16 protein-coding genes and 1 pseudogene are annotated in these 22,880 nt (G+C 38.2%); 16 read left to right on the top strand and 1 reads right to left on the bottom strand.

Features of this window, described 5'->3' with window-relative positions; all coding sequences use genetic code 11:
- Positions 1-4 precede the first annotated feature (4 nt).
- The 14 genes from wecC to BIW53_RS11115 all read left to right on the top strand — a co-directional run bounded on the left by wecC (position 5) and on the right by BIW53_RS11115 (position 19,405).
- Complete coding sequence (wecC, locus tag BIW53_RS11180; RefSeq protein WP_070991960.1) at positions 5-1,267, top strand: UDP-N-acetyl-D-mannosamine dehydrogenase; 1,263 nt, start codon at positions 5-7, stop codon at positions 1,265-1,267.
- Positions 1,264-2,508 carry a lipopolysaccharide biosynthesis protein gene (locus BIW53_RS11175; protein WP_070991958.1) on the top strand — a complete coding sequence of 415 codons (1,245 nt, stop codon included), beginning with the start codon at positions 1,264-1,266 and terminating at the stop codon, positions 2,506-2,508. Before wecC ends, BIW53_RS11175 begins: the two co-directional genes overlap by 4 nt.
- On the top strand, positions 2,495-3,634 hold the full coding sequence (locus BIW53_RS11170; protein ID WP_070991956.1) for a polysaccharide pyruvyl transferase family protein: 1,140 nt from the start codon (positions 2,495-2,497) through the stop codon (positions 3,632-3,634). The genes BIW53_RS11175 and BIW53_RS11170 overlap by 14 nt, the downstream gene beginning before the upstream one ends.
- 1 nt (position 3,635) lies before the next feature.
- Positions 3,636-4,202: an acyltransferase gene (locus BIW53_RS11165; protein ID WP_070991955.1), complete on the top strand. Its 567-nt coding sequence runs from the start codon at positions 3,636-3,638 to the stop codon at positions 4,200-4,202.
- On the top strand, positions 4,183-5,319 hold the full coding sequence (locus tag BIW53_RS11160) for a hypothetical protein (protein WP_070991953.1): 1,137 nt from the start codon (positions 4,183-4,185) through the stop codon (positions 5,317-5,319). Before BIW53_RS11165 ends, BIW53_RS11160 begins: the two co-directional genes overlap by 20 nt.
- Positions 5,294-6,352 carry a glycosyltransferase gene (locus tag BIW53_RS11155; protein WP_070991951.1) on the top strand — a complete coding sequence of 353 codons (1,059 nt, stop codon included), beginning with the start codon at positions 5,294-5,296 and terminating at the stop codon, positions 6,350-6,352. The genes BIW53_RS11160 and BIW53_RS11155 overlap by 26 nt, the downstream gene beginning before the upstream one ends.
- Positions 6,353-6,360: 8 nt before the next feature.
- Entirely contained in the window at positions 6,361-8,499 is a 2,139-nt protein-coding gene (locus BIW53_RS11150) for a bi-domain-containing oxidoreductase (protein WP_070991950.1), read from the top strand.
- The gene (locus tag BIW53_RS11145) at positions 8,496-10,139 is read left to right on the top strand and encodes a heparinase II/III family protein (RefSeq protein ID WP_084228135.1); all 1,644 of its coding nucleotides are present in this window, start codon (positions 8,496-8,498) and stop codon (positions 10,137-10,139) included. The genes BIW53_RS11150 and BIW53_RS11145 overlap by 4 nt, the downstream gene beginning before the upstream one ends.
- On the top strand, positions 10,136-11,305 hold the full coding sequence (locus BIW53_RS11140; RefSeq protein ID WP_070991949.1) for a glycosyltransferase family 4 protein: 1,170 nt from the start codon (positions 10,136-10,138) through the stop codon (positions 11,303-11,305). The genes BIW53_RS11145 and BIW53_RS11140 overlap by 4 nt, the downstream gene beginning before the upstream one ends.
- Complete coding sequence (locus BIW53_RS11135; RefSeq protein ID WP_070991948.1) at positions 11,302-12,228, top strand: NAD-dependent epimerase/dehydratase family protein; 927 nt, start codon at positions 11,302-11,304, stop codon at positions 12,226-12,228. Before BIW53_RS11140 ends, BIW53_RS11135 begins: the two co-directional genes overlap by 4 nt.
- A gap of 15 nt (positions 12,229-12,243) precedes the next feature.
- The gene (locus BIW53_RS11130; protein ID WP_070991947.1) at positions 12,244-12,798 is read left to right on the top strand and encodes a sugar transferase; all 555 of its coding nucleotides are present in this window, start codon (positions 12,244-12,246) and stop codon (positions 12,796-12,798) included.
- Positions 12,799-12,936: 138 nt separating this feature from the next.
- Positions 12,937-14,898, top strand: a complete 1,962-nt coding sequence (locus BIW53_RS11125) for a polysaccharide biosynthesis protein (RefSeq protein ID WP_070991946.1) — start codon at positions 12,937-12,939, stop codon at positions 14,896-14,898.
- A gap of 297 nt (positions 14,899-15,195) precedes the next feature.
- Positions 15,196-17,310 (top strand): YjbH domain-containing protein, encoded by a 2,115-nt coding sequence (locus BIW53_RS11120; protein WP_084228134.1) that lies wholly within the window; start codon positions 15,196-15,198, stop codon positions 17,308-17,310.
- A 484-nt stretch (positions 17,311-17,794) separates the two neighbouring features.
- Positions 17,795-19,405, top strand: a complete 1,611-nt coding sequence (locus BIW53_RS11115) for a hypothetical protein (RefSeq protein ID WP_070991945.1) — start codon at positions 17,795-17,797, stop codon at positions 19,403-19,405.
- A 283-nt stretch (positions 19,406-19,688) separates the two neighbouring features.
- On the opposite strand, the gene BIW53_RS11110 is transcribed toward BIW53_RS11115, so the two are convergent.
- Positions 19,689-20,366, bottom strand: a complete 678-nt coding sequence (locus BIW53_RS11110) for a site-specific integrase (protein WP_070991944.1) — start codon at positions 20,364-20,366, stop codon at positions 19,689-19,691.
- 293 nt (positions 20,367-20,659) lie between these two features.
- Here BIW53_RS11110 and BIW53_RS11105 point away from each other — a divergent pair, with 293 nt between their 5' ends.
- Entirely contained in the window at positions 20,660-22,519 is a 1,860-nt protein-coding gene (locus tag BIW53_RS11105) for a motility associated factor glycosyltransferase family protein (RefSeq protein WP_070991943.1), read from the top strand.
- 14 nt (positions 22,520-22,533) lie between these two features.
- Positions 22,534-22,880 (top strand): annotated as a pseudogene (locus BIW53_RS20895) (hypothetical protein); the annotation flags it as partial.

Genomic DNA, 22,880 nt, shown 5'->3' with positions numbered 1-22,880 from the left:
AAGTATGTCATTTAATACAATTTCGGTCGTTGGCTTGGGTTACATTGGATTGCCAACAGCGGCGATGTTTGCCTCTCGTAAAAAGAAAGTAATTGGTGTAGATGTTAATCAGCATGCCGTAGACACAATCAATCGAGGTGAAATCCATATCGTTGAACCTGAGCTAGATATGATTGTTCATGCAGCAGTAAAAGAAGGTTATCTCAAAGCAACGCTTTCACCAGAGCAAGCTGATGCCTTTTTAATTGCGGTGCCGACCCCTTTTAAAAATAACGACTCACAAATTCCAGAACCCGATTTAACATATATTCATAAAGCCAGTGAAGCAATTGCACCAGTACTAAAGAAAGGAGATTTAGTTATTCTTGAATCTACCTCGCCAGTTGGTGCTACTGAGCAAATGGCAGATTGGCTAGCCGCGGCCCGCCCTGATTTAAGTTTCCCGCAGCAAGCGGGAGAAAATGCTGACGTAAATATTGCTCACTGCCCAGAGCGTGTATTGCCTGGACATGTAGTTCGTGAGTTGGTAGAGAATGATCGCGTAATTGGAGGCATGACAGCCAATTGTTCTGCTCGAGCTGTAGAGTTATATAAAAACTTTGTACAAGGCGAGTGCGTAATTACTAATGCTCGTACTGCCGAAATGGCAAAACTAACAGAGAACTCGTGTCGAGATGTGCAAATCGCTTTTGCTAACGAGTTATCGATTATCTGCGATAAACTAGATATAAATGTATGGGAGCTTATATCGTTAGCTAATCGCCACCCACGTATTAATATTTTACAGCCAGGCCCTGGTGTTGGAGGCCACTGTATTGCAGTAGACCCTTGGTTTATAGTTAGCAAAACACCAGAAGAAGCACGAATTATACATACAGCACGTAAAGTGAATGACTCTAAACCACAGTGGGTAATTGAGAAAGTTAAACTGGCAGTAGCGGACTTTTTGCAGCAAAATCCAGAAAAAACATCGAAAGACGTTACGATTGCATGTTACGGCTTAGCTTTTAAAGCTGACATAGATGATCTTAGAGAAAGCCCTGCGTTAAACATCGCTCAAGAAGTTTCTTTTCTGCATAGCGGTGTAGTTTTATCTGTGGAGCCAAATATACACATTTTACCAGAAGGTGTTGAAAATATTACTCTTTGTGATCTTCAAAGGGCTATGGAAACTGCCGATATACATTTGCTCCTCGTTGACCATCGACAATTTAGAAGTTGCAAAATTCCTGATGGATTGATTGTTGACACCCGAGGGATTTGGTGAAAGGCTCAATATATAACAGCATAAAAAGACTGATGAAAGGAGGGGTATTAGTAATTCTTATTAATATCGCCTCCTACCCTATCTTGACCTCACTTTACTCACCAGAAGATTATGGACTATTTAGCATATTTTTGTACACATCAATGTTATTTTCCACAATTAGCCTTGGAAGGTTAGAGCTATTTATTCCATCTCAATTGTGTGAAAAAAAATATAAACTTGCATTTAATGCCTCAATAAATAACTTACTTTTTGTATCTTTATTAAGTATACCTATTGGCATCGCCATACTGTACTCCAGCGAAAGTCCGGTTTTCCAAGTGTTATCCTTAAGCCTCGTTGTTTTTCTGGGTGGTGCTAATCAGTTAGTGATATCTATTTTACTTAGAGATGGAAATTACGCTCACTATAATGCTACATTAATATCACAGGTTTTTTCATCTGTAACCTTGCAGTTGGTATTGTATTTTTTATTTCCTTATTGGGAAACGTTAGTATTTGGTTATATGGTTTCATTTCTATTTTCTATATTTTGTCTTAATAGAAAGTTGGTTGTTAACTTACTATCAAATTATAAATTTGACTATTTTGAATATGTGATTTTTTTAAAGGAAAATAAAAAATCATGGCTTCCAAATAGCTTTCAGTCTTTACTTAATGTTGTTTCTATATATATTCTTGCTCAAGGAGTCAATGTACTTGGTGGTGCCAAGGAAGTTGGGTATTTTTCATTATGTCATAAGTTACTTGTTATTCCTGTAAGGGTTTTTGGTAACTCATCTAAGCAAGCGTTACTCAAAGAGCTGAGTTTAATTAATGTTGAAGATGCTTTTAGAACAGTCGTTAAAACTACATGTTTATTAGGGGTTCTTTCATTCTTATCGTTCTTAATTATTGGGCTGGTTGCACCTTATATAATAAAGCATGTATTTGGAGAAGAATGGCAAGGAGTAATTGATTATATTTTTCCAATTAGTATCTGGTTGTCCTTTACTGTTTTATATACACCGACAATAGCTCTTTGCAATGTTTTTAAGGATGTTAGAGGACATCTTTACTATGAACTAATTAACCTCCTTTCTAGAGTGGTTATACTTGCTTTTTTTTATTACTATGAGGTAGGTTTTGGTGTAATTAATTATTTATACTTCACGTCAGCTTTATCTTGTTTTTTAATCTTATTATTTATATTTTTTGCTCTTTTTTATTTTAGGAGAAAAAGTGCTTATGAAGGCAGTTAAATTTTCGCCAATGCAAGGTAATAATGTTGGTGATGTCGTAATATCTAAATGTATCGAGTATTTGTTTTTTAGAAATAAAGTTAACTTAATATCATATGATCTGTATTTTAGAGACCCTGATTCATTTGTCCACAAAAGTACCGTGGTGAATGAGGCTAGAACAGTGTCGGTTAGGAATAAAATTTCATTTTTTTTGCAAAATAGAATCCCTATACTTTTTTACTTTCTTAAAAAAATTATTTATAAAGTTAGTGGGGATAGTATTAAATATAAAAATGTCATTGACGATAGTGATGTTGTTGTTGTCGGTGGTGGTAATATAATAATGTCAAAAATGGGGTGTGATTATGGTTTTAGAGTTTCTGAAATACTGAGAGCTGCAAAAGGTAAAAAGAGAGTGGTTCTATCATGTGGTGTAGGTAGTTTTCTCTATGAAGAAAAAGAAATACTAAATGATGTTTATTCTAACTGTGAAACAATATCTGTTAGAGATGAAAACTCAAAAAAATACTTCAGTAAATATAATTTGGATGTTAATGTTATCCCTGATCCGGTTTTTATTCTTTCAGATTTGATTAGTGAAAAAATAAATAGAACAGCTCGAAATAAGGTTGGGCTTAATTTGCTTCCCAATTTTTTTACAGAAGATCAGTTAGATAGTTTAGTAAGTGAAGTCTCCAAATTGCTTGAAAGTTATGATTTAGAGCTTCTTATTATTAATACTGCATATCCTCAAGATGAGATGCTAGCACAAGATTTTCAATCCAAGCTAATGGAGTTCAACTCTAATGCAAAAGTATCCATTGTTAATCTGGATTCAAATGTTGATAAAATAGCTGAAGTTTATAGTGAGCTTGATATTTTCTTTGGTTGTAGAATGCATAGTCTTATTTTTTCTTTAGCGCTAGGAGTGCCTGCTTATGGTTTTGCATGGGATGGTAAAGTTAAAGGTATGTTCCATGAATTCTACGATGGTGAAGGTGCTGAATATATTGTAGATGAAAATAATATAAATATTTTTGATATTTATAAATCTAGAGATAGTGAGAAGGTTCACCAAAGGTTGAAGAAGATGAAGGAAAAAATTTACAATTCTGTTTCTATTGAACTAAATAAGGTCCTGTAACTTGCTTTATAAGTTTTCTTCACTTTATATCTCGAAATACTATGCTTTAAAATTCCCTAATTTCGGGCGAAATTTCAAAGTTTGTCATGGCACTTACATATCTGCACCTAAACATGCAATTGAGATAGGTTGTGATTTTTTTGCTAACGTAAACTGCTACTTGAGCACTAATAATAATACAAGGGTTAAGATTGGAGATGCTGTAATGTTTGGCCCTAATGTTCATATTTTAGGAGGAAATCATAACCTCTCTGCTACAGAGTGCCACCTTCGCTATTATCTTGAACCCGAAAATAAGTGTAGCGAAATTCTTCTGGAAAATGGTGTTTGGGTAGGTGCGATGTCAATAATCTTGGGGGGAGCCACACTTGGTGAGGGGGCCGTTTTAGCCGCAGGTTCAGTGCTAAACGGCAGCATACCGCCATACTCAATAGCAGCCGGAGTGCCCGCGAAGGTCAAGAAGAGAAGGTTTTCAACTAAAGCTGAATTGGAATTGATTTTAAGTAATACAAATTCAAACTACACTGTTTCAGAACTAGAATTGATATATGAAAAATTCGGTATTTAATCAAGAGAGCGTTGTGTCATTCCTCGTTGTGCTTGGCTTAGTCTTGCCAATAGCCCAAGGTGGATTCGTTTTATCTTATTTATATTCATACTTTGCGCTTTTTATTATTCTATTGTTATGTAGTAAAGTAAACTTATTCTTAAGTGCAGAGAATTTGGTAGTTGCTTCTGCTGTGTTTGTAGTCTTAGCATTTTCATCATATATTGATTCGTTTGATGCTGATGGTTACTGGTATTTGAGAGAGTTAATTAGAATACCTTTATTAATCGTTTTTTTGTTTGATTTTAAATTTGATAGAAACTTTCTTTTCAGAAGAATGGTGCTTTTTCTATCTGTGACTGTTATTTTAGATTTTCTTCTTCTCTATGTTTTATCTGAAACTCTGCTAGCAAATATTATAAAAAGTGCAGTAGCAATGAATGGGATGAGTGATTTCTTAGAAGCTTACTGGCGACATATAGGATTGGGTGGGAACCCAAATTTTAGCTCCTTTATCTATTCAATCTCGATAATATTCTTACTCTGGGGTATGGTTGAGGGAGAGCTAGAGAAGAAATATAGCATATTTTATTTCTGCGCTCTTGGGATAGCTTTTTTTCTATTGCTTATTTCATATTCTAGAACCTCTTTAGTGGCAACTTCTATTTCTATTTTACTAGTATATTTTAGAATTAAGTACATACCAATTCTTTTTCTTTGTGCAGTAGTAGCTTTTTTGGGTTTATTCTATGAGCAAAGTATGTTGGATAGTATGTATTCAAGGTTTAGTAGCTTCTCTTCGTTTGACGCAAGAATAAAAATGTGGGATGAGTTATTTCAGTCATATAATGCTTTTACATTTTTATTTGGTTCAGCGTTACCAGTTGATGTTGTAGATAATGATTATCTTTATTTTTTTTACAGGTATGGTTTCTTTGTATCTCTTATTGTATTAAGTTTGCCAATATATATAGGTTACAAGCTAAGAAGAGATAAATTCTTTAAATTGTACTTCGGTGTTTTAATGTTTTTCTATATCGCGGCTTTTCCTGGTGGAACATTAACTCATCCAAAAACTTTTTTCTTTATTATATTTTTTGTGAGCTCATTTTATGTTAAGCGAAGAACTGAGGGGTAAACGTCTTTATCTTGTTGGTCCGCTACCTAAGCCTATCGGTGGTGTTTCAACTTATATCTATCGTTTGTTAAAATACTTTCCGGATTCTTATTCTGCTGTCTATGATATTTATAAGAATTCAGAAAAAGAAAAGGTAAATTCTAGAAGTTTTATTTCTCCATTTGAAAATAGGTTGCTATCAATTATATGGTTAGCTTATGTTTTACCTAAAAAAAAGGATGACTTTATTCATTTTAATTTCTCTGGGGTTATTTCGTTGATCTTGTTTTCTTTTTTTGTAAAGTCGAAATCAGAATGGGGGGTCACCTTACATAATGGCGAATTGTGCGTTTCGAATTCTGTGGTTTTATTTTTTATACGAGTCATTTCCAAAAAGATAGATCGTTTTTTTTATATTAGTGATAATCAAAAGAAATTTTATAAAGAAAAGCTATTAATTGATGATGGTAAGTTGTTTAATTTAGATAGTTATGTTCCCCCGATAATACAACTCGATGAAAAAGGAAAACTTGAAGATTTTGGTATAGAACATGTTAATAAATTTGATTTCGTAGCATTAGCAAATGGATATTTCAAGCCAATATACAATTTTGAGTTTATTTTGGATGCTGCAAGATTAAAAAGTAACATCTTATTCTTGGTTGTAACCTATGGAGAGTCAAATCGTAATTACGAAGAAAAAATTAATAGCATAGCAGAATGCTTGGATAATGTTGTATTTTTAAATGAAATATCACCAGATGATTTCGTGCGTTTGCTAGATAGTATAGACATATATTTGCGCCCTAACTTTGTTGATAGTTTTGGTCTTGCTGTTGCTGATGCTGTATCTCTTTCCAAGCAGGCAATTGCTTCAGATGTGTGCGGTCGAGCTAACGGATGCATGTTATTTAAGTCCGGTTGTTTTCGTGACTTTATGGAAAAATTTGAATATATATTAACTAAAAATCAGGCGAGTAAAGATGGATTTTACACTAGAGAGAAAGTCATCAGTAAATATAAATTTTGTTATGGTATAAAAGATAAGCTGTAGGTTATAAAATGAAACAGATTCTTCAAGATATGGCGAAAGGTGGCTCTTCAATAGTGGAATCACCGGTACCACGAGATAATAAAAAACACCTAATTATTAATACGACAACAACATTAATTTCTGCAGGAACAGAGCGGATGCTAGTCGATTTTGGTAAAGCAAATCTAATCGATAAGGCACGTTCACAACCTGATAAAGTCAAAATGGTGCTCGAAAAAGTACAGACTGATGGTTTGATGACAACTCTAGATGCTGTCAAATCTAAACTCGCTCAACCTTTACCTTTAGGATATTGCAATGTTGGTTGTGTTCATAGTTTAGGCAAAGAGGTTGATGGTTTTAAGGTAGGGGATCGAGTCGTATCAAATGGCCCTCATGCTGATGTTGTACGGGTGAGTAAGAATCTTGTAGCTAAGATACCGGATAGTGTTTCTGATGAAGAAGCTTCATTTACAGTGGTGGCAAGTATTGGCCTGCAAGGTATACGTCTAGCCAACCCAACTATGGGAGAGTGCTTTGTAGTTACAGGTGTAGGGCTAATAGGGTTACTAACGGTTCAAATGTTACGAGCACAGGGTTGTAGAGTATTAGCAATAGATTATGATCAAGCTAAGTTAGAGTTGGCCAGAGAATTTGGAGCTGAGACTTGTAACCCCGGAAAAGGCGAAGATCCAGTTGCCGTGGGGCTTGAATTTAGTAGAGGTGTTGGAGTCGATGGCGTTATCATCACTGCATCTACCAAGTCTAATGATCCTGTTACACAAGCTGCACGAATGAGTCGAAAGCGGGGGCGAATTATTCTTGTAGGCGTTACAGGGTTAGAACTGAGCCGTGCCGATTTTTATGAAAAAGAATTATCGTTCCAAGTGTCATGTTCATATGGTCCTGGCCGTTACGATCCTAATTATGAGGAGCAAGGAAATGATTATCCTCTTGCGTTTGTACGCTGGACAGAGCAGCGTAACTTTGAAGCAATTCTTGATATGATGGCTGGTGGTCAGTTAGATGTTAAGCCATTAATTACACATCGTTTTAAGTTTGAAAATGCAAGTGATGCATATGAACTACTGACTACGGATAAGAGCGCCTTAGGAATTTTATTGCAGTTTGAGTCAGAACCTCAAGCACGGCACGTTAAAACAGTATCATTGAACCCCGCTGTAAACTATCCAGCCAATGAACCTGTAATAGGATTTATTGGTGCCGGTAATTATGCTTCACGAGTTTTAATACCTGCTTTTAAGAAAGCTGGAGCACAACTTCATAGTGTCGCAACGTCAGGTGGGATCAATGGAGTTATTCATGGAGAAAAATCAGGTTTTGTAGAAGCAACTACTGATACACGAGCCATGATTAAAAATGATGACATTAACACTGTTGCGATCGTCACCCAGCACAATAGCCATGCAGCTTTTGTAAAGGCTGCTCTTGAGGCTGGTAAGAATGTATTTGTTGAGAAACCATTGGCAATCAACTATGAAGAACTAGGGGAAGTTGAGACAGCTTATAAAGAGGCTTGTAAGAAGGATTTAGCACCTAAGTTAATGGTTGGCTTTAATCGTCGTTTCTCTCCTCAAATTCAAAAGATGAAACAGCTATTAGAACCAATTAAAGAACCTAAATCTTTCATTATGACTATGAATGCGGGCGCTATTCCAGCAGAACATTGGACTCAAGATAAGAATGTAGGCGGAGGTAGGATAATTGGAGAGGCATGCCATTTTGTTGACTTAATGCGTTATTTAGCCGGAAGTGAAATTGTATCTGTTCAAGCTCGAAGAATGGGAGATACTGATTCGGTAGAAGTAACTGAAGATAAAGCAGCAATAATTTTAGGCTTTGCCGATGGGTCATTTGGCACTATACATTACTTTGCGAATGGTGCAGCGAGTTTTCCCAAAGAGCGGGTAGAGGTATTTACGAATGGTAAAGTCTTACAGTTGGATAACTTTGTAAAGCTAAAAGCTTACGGATTTTCAGGATTTAAGAAAATGAACCTTTGGAAGCAAGATAAAGGGCAAAATCTGTGCTCTAAATTATTTCTTGATTCCATACGCGATGGTAAATGTGCACCAATTTCGATAGATGAAATCTTTGAAGTAGCAAAAGTATCAATCGATATTGCTGAGCAATTAAGAAATCAATGAGTAATAAAATAAAAATGGCACTTAAGGTATTTCATACTCTGAAATATCTTAAGTTTCAACAGATCTACTATAGAGTCTTTTATAGGCTAACAAAGCCGAAAGTAACTCAAGTAACTTCATCTTCGCGTAAAAAGTGGATTTGGGGTGGCTTAGATCTTAATCCGCAAAGCATATTTTCAAAAACTACTGTAGAGTTCTTAAATCAATCTGGAGATATATCAACGCCATTAGATTGGAATTGTCCGAGTAAAACTAAGCTTTGGTTGTATAACCTTCATTATTTTGACGATTTGAGTGCCCATGACTCTCGTGAAAGATACGATTTACACCGAGTAGTGATAGAACGCTGGATAGATGAGAACCCTCCCTGTCTGGGAAATGGTTGGGAGCCATATCCTATTTCTTTACGATTGGTTAATTGGGTTAAATGGTGCAGCAAACAAAAATCTATTCCTTCTAAATACAGTAGAAGCATGCTAGAGCAAGCCGAGGCTCTTTCCAAACAACTAGAATATCACATTCTCGGGAATCACTTATTTGCAAATGCTAAAGCCCTGACATTCGTAGGGGCATACTTGGATGGTATCCAAGCTGAGCGTTATTTAAGACTAGGGGTTGATATTTTAGAGAAAGAAATATCTGAGCAGTTTTTGGAAGATGGCGCCCATTTTGAACTTTCCCCAATGTATCATGAGATATTACTTTGGGATCTACTAGAGTTAATTGACCTAGCAAATACAAGTGGTAGTGATTTGTTAAGAAATTACCTTGATAGGTGGAAAGCTGTTGCAGAAAAGGCGCTTAGCTGGCTTCAGTCGATGGTTCACCCTGATGGCGAGATTAGCTTTTTTAATGATGCTGCTATAGGAATTGCCAAGAAGCCTCAAGATATTTTTAGCTACGCTCAAAAACTGGGATTGTTATTTGAGATTGATTGTAAAAAGTTGATAACGAACCTTGCTAGTGGATACAGCAGAGTGGCTTTGGATGACTATAGTCTTATCTTTGATCACGCCAATGTAGGGCCAGACTACCTCCCTGGTCACGCGCATGCTGATACTTTAAGTTTTGAACTATCAATAGGGACACAAAGAGTTTTTGTAAATTCAGGTACTTCGCTTTATGGCGTTAGTGAAGAGCGCTTGAGGCAACGTGAAACTTCAGCACACAATACGATTGTTGTTGAAGGTATAAGCTCCTCACAAGTTTGGTCTGGTTTTAGAGTTGCTAAGCGAGCATATTCAAAATTAAAAATGGCAAAATTTGATGATGGGTGTGCATTGTTGGTCGCCAGTCACGATGGTTATCTAAAACAACACCCTAAAGTTACTCATACTAGAAAAGTAGAATGTTTAAGTAACAGGGTAAAAATTCAAGATGAATTATCACATGCAAAGGCTGCTTGTTTTCACTTACATATCCATCCTGAGCTTGATGTTGTTCAAAACTCTGATTATGAGTGCGAGATTTTTAAGCACGGTATCAGATTGTGTGTATTGGCTAGTAAAAGCATTTTGCAGTTAAAAGATAGTACGTGGCATCCTGAATTTGGAAAATCTGTTGCAAACAAAAAAGTTGAAATCAGCTTTGATAACGGTAGTTTACAAACTGAAATAAGAATGATTAAGGGATTGGTGTGAAAATACTTATTTTGTCCTTTTACTTTAAACCCGATCTTTGTGCTGGCTCGTTTAGAGCCACCGCTTTAGTTGAGGAATTAAAGCAGCGAGAAAATATCGAAGTTGATGTAATCACAACTATTCCGAACCGGTATGCCAGTTTTAATGCTGGAGCTGAAACAGAGGAAGTTGATGGTAATGTGAGATTACGCCGAGTAGAGCTTCCTTCGCATAAAAGTGGTATGCTTGATCAAGTAAAATCTTTTTTTACTTTTTACAAGCGAGCGAATCAAGCTGTTAAAGATGAGCAGTATGACTTAGTTTTTGCTACTAGCTCTCGGCTATTTACTGCATTTTTAGGTGCGAGAATAGCGAAAAAAAAGAAGTTGCCTCTCTATTTAGATGTACGAGATATTTTTGTCGACACCATAAAAGATGTATTAAACCCTAAGCTAGCATTCATCATGAAGCCAATTTTGGGGGCAATTGAAAGCTATACATTCTCGAATGCGGACCATATTAATCTTGTATCTAAAGGCTTTGAAGAATACTTTTATTCACGATATAAAAGTCCAAAATATACGTTTTTTACTAATGGTATAGATAAAGAGTTTCTGGATTTTGAAAGTCAGAGTGTAAGTTCTGAAAGTGATGACAGAGTAAAAACGGTTTTATACGCTGGTAATATAGGGGAAGGGCAAGGATTAAATACTATAATCCCTGAGCTTGCTAAAGCAGGTAAACAGCAGTATCACTTTAAAATAATAGGTGATGGTGGACGCAAGGATTTACTACTCTCAAATTGTAAAGGTATTGAAAACATTTCTTTTCATCCTCCAGTTAATCGCGAGCAACTACTAGAAGAGTATTCTAAAGCTGACGTATTATTTTTACATTTGAATGACTATCCTGCTTTTAAAAAAGTTTTACCTTCTAAAGTATTTGAGTATGCAGCTACAGGTAAGCCAATTTTAGCAGGAGTAAGTGGTTATGCTGCGGAATTTATTAGAGGTGAGGTAAGCAATGCAGCTGTGTTTTATCCAGGAGATGATAAGGCAGCCTACAGTGCGTTAAATAGCCTAAATAGTGAGTATACTGATAGAAAGGAATTTAATACGAAGTACACTCGCTCGAATATTATGAAAGAAATGTCAGCATCAATTTTATCTTGTCGAAACGAAAAATGAATAGTTTATTGATTACTGGTTATTCTGGGTTTGTAGGTGGTTTGTTAGCTAGCGAATTAAAAAGCTCTAATACTTTGAAGCTCTTGGGTCGAAAAGAATCAGACTTGGGACAGGTTTATACGCATAATCTAGATGAGAATTCTGATTACTCAGATGCGCTTAGTGGTGTTAGTTGCGTAATTCACTGTGCTGCGCGAGTTCATATAATGAATGACTGCTCTGTTGACCCATTAGCTAATTTTAGAGCAGTGAATACAGCTGGCACTTTAAATTTAGCTAAGCAAGCTGCGAAAGCTAAAGTAAAGCGCTTTATATTTGTTAGCACCATAAAAGTGAATGGGGAAAGTACAACAGGAAAATCAGCGTTTACTTCATTCGATACACCAAAACCGGAAGATTTTTATGGTGTTTCTAAGTCAGAAGCTGAACTATTACTAATGGAGCTTGGTAAGCAAACCGGGATGGAGATCGTTATTGTACGTCCACCACTTGTTTATGGAGAAGGTGTGAAAGCTAATTTTGCATCTTTAATGAAACTTGTTAGTAAGGGGTTGCCATTACCGTTCAGATTAATAAACAGTAACAAGCGCAGTTTAGTATCTGTTTATAACTTAGTGGATTTAATCAAAGTGTGTATTGAACACCCAAAAGCCGCTAATCAAATTTTTTTGGTGAGTGATGATAACGATATATCAACTGCTGAGATGGTGTCGCTCATGGCGAGAGTACAAAGTAAGCCAAACCTTTCACTACCTGTGCCTTTATGGTGTTTTAACCTAGTCGGTAGGCTGTTTAATAAGCAAGAAGTCGTTGATCGATTAACCGGATCATTGCAAATAGATATCACTCACACTAAGAGCACTTTAAATTGGAAACCTCCTTACTCTATCGAACACGGTTTCAAACTTTCAGCTAAAAATTAAGACATGGAATATTTAATGATACGTTTACTCGATTTTTTATTTGCCTTATTTGGCCTTTTATTCGCATTTCCTTTCTTGGTTATTTTATACGTTATTGGCCTCTTTGATACTGGCTCACCAATCTTTACTCAAGAGCGTGTAGGTAGAAATAAAAAACCATTTACTTTAGTTAAGTTTAGAACGATGAAAGTGGATACGGCTTCTGTGGCAAGTCACCTTGCGAGTGCCTCTTCGATTACACCATTTGGTCATTTTCTTCGCAAAACGAAACTAGACGAGCTTCCACAACTTTGGAATGTACTAAAAGGTGAAATGAGCTTGGTAGGTCCACGCCCTGGTCTTTACAATCAAGGAGAGCTCACACATGCGAGAGAAGCGAAAGGCATATACTCAGTTAGGCCTGGAATTACTGGTCTTGCACAGGTTAATGAAATCGATATGTCTACCCCTGAATTACTTGCAAAAACGGATAGAAAAATGATTGATACTTTGACAGTTGCTAATTATTTCAAATATATATTGATGACGGTAACAGGGAGTGGTTCTGGAGACAGAGTTGGTAAACATTAATGTAAGAGACTCTCTTTTTAACTCGAGCTTCTTTATATTTTCCTCATACATTTTTGCTACTTTTGTGTATACTGCAGCATGTACTATGCTTTAGTTCGTCTGCGGTTTTAATTCGGATTGGAATAAAAAGGGAACACAATGGACAGTTGGTTTCGTGCCTTACTTGGGGCTTCTCGTAGCCAAAAGCGTGTACTCACGCTCGCTTTAGACTCTATTTTTATCTTCTCAGCGTTTTGGCTGGCACTTGTCGTTAGGTTAGATAGCCTAGCGCCGCTGACTAATTTTAAGAATTGGCTAATCCTCGCTTTGCTGTTGCCTATTAGTTTGTTGGTTTTTGTAAAGTTAGGATTATACCGAGCGGTACTTCGTTATGTAGGTGCAAATGCGGTAGGCGCAGTTGTCCTAGGTACGGTTATAAGTACTGTTATTTTAGTGCTGTCTTCATTTTTTACACAGACAGCAATTCCTCGTACTATGCCATTCATATATGCGTGGCTGATGATTCTGTCTGTGGGCGGTTCGCGCATTTTGGTAAGGGCACTTATTTGGCGCTTAACCTCTTTTACGAAAACACCCGTGGTTATATATGGAGCCGGAGATGCGGGCCGGCAATTAGCAACCGCATTAGCAACAGGTCCTGATTATTATGTGACAGCTTATTTAGACGATGATGAGGCCAAGCATAATGCCATTATTCAAGGTATCCCTGTAGTCGCTTTTGATGAAATTTATAACCTGATCGACAAAAAGCGGGTATGTAAGGTTCTGCTGGCCTTGCCTAGTGCACCTCGCTCTCGCCGAAAAGAAATACTTACCAAGTTAGAAAAGCTACCGCTTGAAGTAATGACAGTGCCAGGTATGGCTGATGTGATTGACGGGAAAGCGCAATTGGATGAAATCAAGGAAGTTGAAATTGAGGATTTATTAGGGCGTGATCCTGTAACGCCTCAACCAGAGCTAATGGCCGCTAATATCAAAGGTAAGGTCATTATGGTTACAGGGGCTGGAGGCTCTATTGGTTCTGAGCTTTGTAGGCAAATTATATTAAACGGACCTAAAAAGTTGGTGCTTTTTGAAGTGTCAGAGTTTGGCTTATACAGTATTGAAAAAGAACTGAACCAGCTTGCATTGAATAAAGGAGTATCATTGGAAATAATACCAGTGATGGGGTCGGTGCAACGTATCAACCGTATTGAAACTTGCATGAAAGCCTTTGGGGTGCAAACTGTCTATCATGCTGCGGCTTATAAGCATGTACCGCTTGTCGAGCAAAATGTGGTTGAGGGGGTGCGTAATAACGTATTTGGGACTTATTACACGGCTAAGGCTGCAATTAATGCAGGAGTGGAGACTTTCGTATTGATTTCTACAGATAAGGCAGTGCGCCCTACCAATGTAATGGGCGCTACTAAGCGTATGGCAGAGTTAGTGTTACAAGCCTTGGCTGAAAGTAAGTTAACATCAAAAAATACCCGTTTTTGCATGGTTCGGTTTGGCAATGTGCTTGGTTCGAGTGGTTCTGTGGTGCCTTTATTCCGTAAGCAAATTAAAGAAGGTGGGCCAATCACTTTAACGCACAAAGATATTACTCGCTTTTTTATGACGATACCTGAAGCTGCTCAGTTAGTAATTCAAGCTGGGGCTATGGGTAAAGGTGGGGATGTGTTTGTTTTGGATATGGGTGAATCGGTCAAGATTAAAGATTTAGCAACCAAAATGGTGCACCTATCAGGTCTCGAAGTTAAATCAGAATCAAATCCTCATGGGGATATAGAGATTCAGTGCACAGGTTTGCGTCCTGGTGAGAAACTGTATGAAGAGTTACTTATTGGCGACAATGTAAAAGATACTTCTCATCCACGAATTATGACGGCCAATGAAGTTAAATTGCCAATGGCAGAGTTAGATACTTTTGTTAGCGCAATGGATGCTGCATGCCATAACTTTGATCATGAGCTTATTCGAAAACTATTGTTAGAAGCTCCTACAGGATTTAATCCTACAGACGGTATTTGTGACTTGGTGTGGAATGAAAAACGCCAAGTGCCAGAAGCTCACCGAGAAACACAGGAAAATGTAGTCAAGCTCCGTAATGTTTAGAGATGGCTTTTACGATCACCCTGAGTTTAGCCTATCGGTTGTGAATATTCGTCAGCATTATAATGTTTTAACTTAACTGTTACACTAAGTTCATTGTTTGGGTTTTGCGTATTGAAACATAAATAGTAGTAAAGAATATCGATAAATTAGATACTTAGCCTAGTTACCTTTTGTAAAGGGGTTGGGTTTTTACACATATCAATATACGATAACATAGTAATATTATGACCGTGGTAGGGCTAAATTGGGTTTTGCCACATTGATTCAAGAATTTAAAATAAAAATCGGTCTGCGCACATGTCAAAAATAACAACACTTCTTGCTGGTGGAGTGGTACTTACGAGTATACCTGCATTAGCCGATACCCAAATAAATAATTACACTGCGTTTGCAGGGTACACTGGCCTACTTAATACTCCTAGTGCAGAAGTGCTTAAAAAAGGGAGTGTTGATATTGGTTACAACAACCAGCTAGACCTTTCTGGGCAACAGTATGTAGACGGGCATAATTACATTTTTTCTGCAGGTATTTTTGATGGTTTAGAGGTGAGTGGTATGATTGCCTCTAACTCAATGCACGATAATTTGATTGTAAAAAAAGGTGAAGGGCAAATTCGAGACTTGTCATTTAACTTAAAATACCAAATGCCTTTTGTACCAAAAGAGTGGTTCAACCTCGCTATCGGAGCAAAAGATATCGGGGGGGCTGCTAACCAGTATGAAACGTATTATTTAGCTGGGTCCCGTCAATGGAATGACTTTAGATTTTCAGCAGGCTTCGCCGTTAGTGATCGCGTAACAGGGCAAATGGACGGTGCGTTTGCAGGCATCGAATGGCAACCACTTGATTGGTTTGCTTTACAGCTAGAGCACGATGCTGATGCGGTGAATGCAGGGCTGCGTCTTACAGTACCAAAAGAATGGCTTTATGATGTGGGTACGTTAACCCTTACAAGCAAATTTTACAGTAATACCGACCACGCTGAAAAAGATACATTTTGGGGTATTAACTTCACTATGCCTCTGTTTACTCAAGCCAAGCTTAACGATCCGACAGAAGCTGCACCGGCACCTATTTTAGATAATCACTTGAAACGTGAGGCTGCGTTTAAAGCACATTATCAAAAACAGCGAGAGCTAGCTCAAAAACCACTGGATGAAGCTAAGCAAGAGATTTCTGAGCGTGATAGTTATAGCAAGTCTTTGACATTGCAAGCGCGCGAGTTAAAAAATGCGTTGCTAGATGATGGTTTTGAAGCGGTAAGTGTTGGCTTTAACCGCGATCCGCATATTGTTGTGAGCTTTGAAAACTACGTATTTAATCGCAATGACATCGATGCAATTGGGGTTGTATTAGGCCGAATTGCAGAACATATAGATGAGCCCAATGCGAAATACAGCATACAATTACTTAATCGTGGTATGCCAATGCTATCAGTCAGGGGACATGTTGATAATTACCGAGAATTTATCAATACAAGTGTAACGCCTGATATGGACATCCGCCCTGGTGAAATGGAACCAATCGGCAGTGTATCATGGGTGGGTATGCCAAAAACTAACAGCCCCTACTTTAAGCCTAGATTAACGGTAGGTCCATCTTTGGATACTAACCTAGCGACAGAATTAGGTGTATATGACTTTTCATTAGCCGTAAGCGCCGCTGTTGACATGCCAATGTGGTATGGTGGTGGCTTGAGTGTAGTGGCTGAAACTGAAGTGGCGAAAACCGATGACTTTGAATCACATCGTCCATTTGGCCCTTTTGCCAAGCAAAGCGGGATAACGCAGGCAACTTTATATCAGACCTTGGAACTCCCCTATGGTATTTACAATCAGACACATGTTGGCTTCTTTAAAGAGTTTCATGATTACGTTGGTATCAAAAATGAGACATCATGGCTAAGTGACAATGGCCGCCATCAAATTACAGCTGATCTAGCTTACTTAGAATATGAAGACTATGACGCTGAGCGAGATTATCAGACACTTTCATATCGTTATAACTGGGTTGAGCAAGATGTTAGCTTTCATGCAACTGCGGGTAGATTCTTTTATGAAGACAGTGGCGTAAAATTGGAAACGCGTTTTTGGTTTGGCGACAGCTACGTATCAATTTTTGCTCAAGACACCGATGTTCAAATGGTAGGGGTTGCTTTCAGTATTCCTTTAACACCGAGAAAAGATATGGCAGCAACGCCTTATGGCCAAGTTAAAGGTAATGAGGCATGGCGACATACGGTAAGTACTCGAATAGGTGAGGAACACAACAACTTAGCGATTGGTAAAGCACTACAACTTGATACCCCAGTAAGTATCAACAGAACATTGTTAAACCAAGGACGGTTGTCTAGTAGCTATATTTACGGCAATTTGGCTAGGTTGAGAGAAGCTTACTTAACATTTCGTTAAGTGGATATTGTGACAGTAAAAAGCCGTCATACAACTTTAATATTACTAACTTGCTGAAAAGTAATGTTTTGGGGTGTTTTTTAAGCGTCAAGACTTGTATAATAAAGCATCTCCCCGTATTCTACGGCGTAATTACGAGAGGGTGTTAATGTTAGACTTGAGCTCGGCGCTTAAATGGAAAAGGGCAATATAGCTAAGCTATGTACTTCTTTAATAATGGAGTGATGTAGCGGGCGCAGTTTGAGAAAGATTCAACCAGCAATGAGAATGTTGAAACTGGAAATAGCATACATGTATAAGTAGTACATTCAGCTGTAGTTTAAATTCAAAACTTTATGCTGTTTTTGTCTTGTATGGTATTAAAATTACTGCTTAACTATATAATTTGAAATTACTATAGAATTTTCTATAGTATATATTTGATTTACAAAACTCTGCGGGGGTTGTTGTGGCCTTTGCAAAAAAAATGGAACAAGGACTAATCATGCTTGCTAATAAAAAATCACTTCTTGCAGTGTCTATCGCTGCGTCATTTGCGTTAACGGGTTGTTTTAGCGACAACGACAATAACGTTGTTGTAGAACCTGAAACTCCAACTCCAACAGAGATCGTTGTACCGGATACGCTTGTAACTGAGCAACCAAGCAAAGTTTTCTCTGTAAACGTTGTAAACAGAGCTAACTCAGATGTTTTGGAAGGCGCGACAGTATCATTCCTAGTTGATGGCGAAGCTGCAACTAACTTGACTGACGTGAACAACGAAGACTTGAGCATGGTTACAGTTGATGAAACTGGTAACTTTACCTTCTTATCAAAAGAAGGCGCATCAGGTGAAGTAACAGCTCTAGTATCAGCTGAAGGCTACATCTCTAAGAGTTTTGTTGTTGATTTGTCAGCTGAACTAGACGAAGGTGAAATCGATATTCCACTTGAGTTCGGTCTGGTTTCTGTTGAGACAACTGGCGTAAAAGTAGAAACTAAGAAAGCGACTGTAGAAAGTGGCACAACTGCAGAAGCTGTAACAGCTACTGCTGAAGAAGGCACTGCTGGCTCAAGCGTTACTGTACCAGCTAACACTGTATTCCAAAATGCTGATGGTGAAGCTATCACGGGTACTGAAGTAACTATGAATGTTGTTGCTGCTGACTCAAGCAATGAAGAAACAGGTGCAATCATCCCTGATGGTTTGAACAGCGAGTCTACAACTCAAGTGCTTAAGCCTCTTGGTGTAACAAGCATTACAATGTCTGATGAGACAGGTGCTAAGATCAAAAACTTCTCTAGCCCAATCAGTGTTACTGTAGACCTACCTGCTAACAGTGCTGTAGAGCCAAATCAAGAGTTAGCTATTTCTTCACATGATGAAGTAACAGGTACTTGGACTCAAGAAACTATTACAGCAACAGTAGGCGAAGCCAATGAAGATGGCACTTTCCCTGCTACATTCTCAACAGATCACTTAACGTTCTTCTCTCTTAACAAGAACGTTCCAGTATGTGATAAAGGTATCACTGTTAAAGTTGTTGACGGCACTTTACCAGCAACAGGCTTAGCTGTAGCAATGACTTCACCAGATGGTTCTATCTCAACTTACCTTCGTTCAGATACAAAGCTAGTTATTTCACCTGCATCAACTGCTAGATTTGGTATTTCACAAGATGCGGTTGCAAAGGTTCGTGTGTATGATAGAGCTGGTAATGATTGGTACGTACAAACTAATCAGTCTATCTGTGGTAATGTTGAGGTTGATTTAGATGGTCCAGATACGACTATCATCGAGAAAAACATTACATTGAACGGTGTGTGTGCTGCTGATGCGACTAAAACTGCTAACCTTTCTGGTTCTATCGTAACTTATGCAAAAAATGGTAAAGCTGCTTCATTAGCGCAGGCGCTAGGCAACTCAACCTTCAAGCTTTCAGGTCTTGAAGTAGGCGGAAACTACAAAGTACGTGCAACTATCCGTGGTGCTAAAGTAGATGGTGGTGGTCAGTCTAAAACGTTCGAATTTGAAGATGTACAGGACGATGGCAACGCACTTACAGGCACTGTTGAGCTTGAGTGTAACGAAGTTCCAGTAACTGGTACTAACTAATCTAGATTAGTTTATAAGAAATTAAAAAACGCTGCCCTCAGGGTGGCGTTTTTTTATGCGTAAATTTGTGGCTCTTAACGTTATATAACTTTACCCTGTAACTCCCCATAAACTAGTAACTCTTCCAGTTTTAGCACACAACATTATGCCAGCTGCTACAAAACATTTACGGTTGTGTAAGGTTGAAGCGTTCTGTTCTAGCAAAAGTTAAACGCAAAATAGTGAAGGGAAATAGTCTAGTGTCTATTGATACAGGCTACTTTAGTATCAACTAATCAGCTAATCAGCTATGCCTTTCAAGAAAGCGCTGCCAGTGTACATTGCTATTGATGACTCGAATTGGGGCGATTATTTTTTTCAGAGTGATAGAGCTTGGCTGTTGCAACAAGGCCTCATCTTTTAATCCCATAAGATAATGAAATGCAGGTTTGTGAGCACGTTGAATTGCTGCGATCCTGACCTGTTGTTCAAAGTTTAATCTCAAACTGCTAATGGCTGTTTTGTGTCCTTGCTGATCTATGTTAGGTAAACCACACTTTTGTAAGTAGCCTAGTCGCTCTCCCTCTCCAGAAAACCAGATCCTTACCTTTTCACTAAATCGTCCTGATTTAGACGGTAAATCAAACAACAAGCGTGTATGGCCTTGTGCTGTGACAAAGTGAATATACTGCTCTAATCCAGCTTGCCATAGTGCTGTATGTATAGGGATAAATCGAGGCTTTAGCTTGCCATGAGTATAGAAATGAAAGCCTGTAACTGATTCATGCGTAATGATATCGGTGAGCGACAAGCTGCTTATTTCGTCACTATATGCCCCCGAATAATAAGCGATAAGTGGCATCCAAAAATGCCAATGTTTGGGTTGCTCCCTTGGTAGCTTTTCATCACCATAAATATAGCCATGGAATAGGGTGTGTAACTCCATTGCAGAAAAAGCTCGGCGGCCTAAATGCGACTTCACGCTTAAAGTTCAGCTCCTAAAGATAAGTATGGATAGTTTATCGTGTCTTGGGAAGGAGGCAAAGGGTTAACAGGGTTTTATCAAGTATTCCTGTTTCCTACAGTTGCTTTTATATAAATAAAATAACGTATGCAGTAATACACTGATTTTTATATATTATTGATTATATTGTATTATGAATGAGCCTTGTGTTTTATTTGTACAGCGCGGCGTATTTATGTGGCTAAAATGTTTTGTATATCGACACAATACGGTATGCTTTGCAAGCGTAATAGGGACTAGAGGAAATGGTTATGGAGCACAACCAAAGTTTGAAGGTGCTTGCTAAGAATCAAGAGATGATTGCTCACTTGAGTAGCAAAGCATTATCTAGTGGTGGCTTGTTAGATAAATCGGAGCGTATAAAGGTGTTTGAGCGCTCTTTTTATCCAGGTTGTCCTAAGCGCCTTTGTGAAGAACAGGCCGAGCTGTTTTTATCTTCACCACTTCATTTATCTATGCACTTCAGGGCTCCAAAGGTACCAAAATACCTTCATCAGGATTTTATATCTGTGATGACAGAGTACGCCATGGAGCTAGGCTATAAGAAGTCATCAGTGCCAAAGAGAAGTACGATAATATTTTTAGGGTTGGGGGCTGGATTACAGATACCTGCCTTGCTAAAAAAAATTAACTACACGGATGTGATTATTATTGAGAACGACTCTAACTCATTGGAGTTAGCTTGCCATCACATTGATGTTAAGCAATTACAAGCTCATTGCCAAGAACAAGGTGGAGAACTCCTTATTCTAAGCATTGAGAGCTACACTGATTTTATTGGTTCAATGCAGTCATTATTGAAAAAACACGGGTACCATCTACTTGCAGATATTAGCCTGTTTCGCCACTACAACACATCATTGTATGACGAGATAGTAGAAAAATTTAGATCTTGGCGTAATCGCTTAGCTAGTATGTGGGGGTTCTTTGAAGATGAGTTGATCGGGTTATCTCATACAATTGAAAATCAAAAACATATCTTTAAGTCTACGCCCAAGTTAGCGCGGTACTTTGCGACTCAGCCTAAAGTTATTATAGTGGGTAATGGGCCAAGTTTAGATAAAGACATAGAAAAATTGGTTCAAGTGCAAGACTTGGTTATTGTCTCATGTGGTACGGCAGTCGCGAGTTTACTTAGGCTGGGTATCATCCCTGACTTTCATGTTGAGATGGAGCGAACCGCTGATATATTTGAATTAAAATCTGATTCGTTATCTGATCCCCGTTTAAAGAACACCATATTACTCACACTTAATACTGTCTCGCCAAAACTATTAGCTCTATTTGAGTATAAGTTAGTTTTTCCAAAAGCGAATGATATTGGCACTGAGCTCCTCAGAGAGAGTGATAATACATTTGAACCTTTGTACCATTGTAACCCTACAGTTGCTAATGCGGCTTTGAGCATCATGCTAAAGCTGGGCTTTACAAATATAGCACTCATCGGTTGCGACTTTGGTTTTCGTGATGAGCAGCAACATCATAGCCAGCATTCTCAGTATCACGACAAACAAGACCCTTTATTTTTGAACAAAATGCATGCGGAGTTGAGTGTAAAAGGGAACTTTGGTGGTGTGGTGCAAAGTACCCGAATTTTAAATGAAGCAAGGTTAAGCTTAGAAGCGCTTATCTCTAGGAACAATAACGCGACGATTATTAATGCCAGCGATGGAGCATACATACAAGGTACGGCAGCTTGTACACTTGAGCTCTTTTTTAGCACACCTAGTGAAGACGACACAAAACAAAGTGTTGCAATCATACGACAAACTATTGCGTCTTACTTGCTGCAATTTGGGAATACAAGGGTGATTGATAGGGTGGAGCTGGAAGGACAAATACAGCTTAGAACAGTGCAGCAGGAGATCGAAGGCTGCCAACGAATTTTGGATTTGATCACAACTCTCAATGATTTTGTATATGACTTGGAGCAAGGTGAGTGCACGGCACGCAAAATCTTGCTCAGTGGGTCTTTAAAGTATTTAAGTGTGACTCTCGCAAGTCATATAAACCATATTGCTCCACAGTATTGGGAGAGCTATTTTTCTGTTGCTAAGACGCAGTTGTTAAATGTGCTTAGTGGCTATATTCACAGACTAAACACTATCTAACTTAAGGATAATCAATGAAGTTTAATTTAATGGCCGTTTTACCCATTGCACTTGGGACGGTTTATGTAGGAAAGACTGTTGCATCTGGGGTGTATGATATTGTTGATAATGTCAGCAAGCTAGAACAGTCTCAGCTTTACTCCAGAGGCGCAGGCGTAGAGCTGTCATTTGATGCAGACGACTCATTTGGTTCAGGTGATTCATATGGCGCAGACGACTCATTTGGCGCAGACGATTCATTTGGCGCAGACGATTCATTTGGCGCAGACGACTCATTTGGCGCAGACGATTCATTTGGCGCAGACGACTCATTTGGCGCAGACGATTCATTTGGCGCAGACGATTCATTTGGCGCAGACGA

Origin of the sequence: Pseudoalteromonas byunsanensis, from assembly GCF_001854475.1 — a bacterium.
Classification (GTDB): domain Bacteria; phylum Pseudomonadota; class Gammaproteobacteria; order Enterobacterales; family Alteromonadaceae; genus Pseudoalteromonas; species Pseudoalteromonas byunsanensis.
The sequence above is the reverse complement of the archived record's forward strand: the minus strand, read 5'-3'. Positions and strand labels throughout refer to the sequence as shown.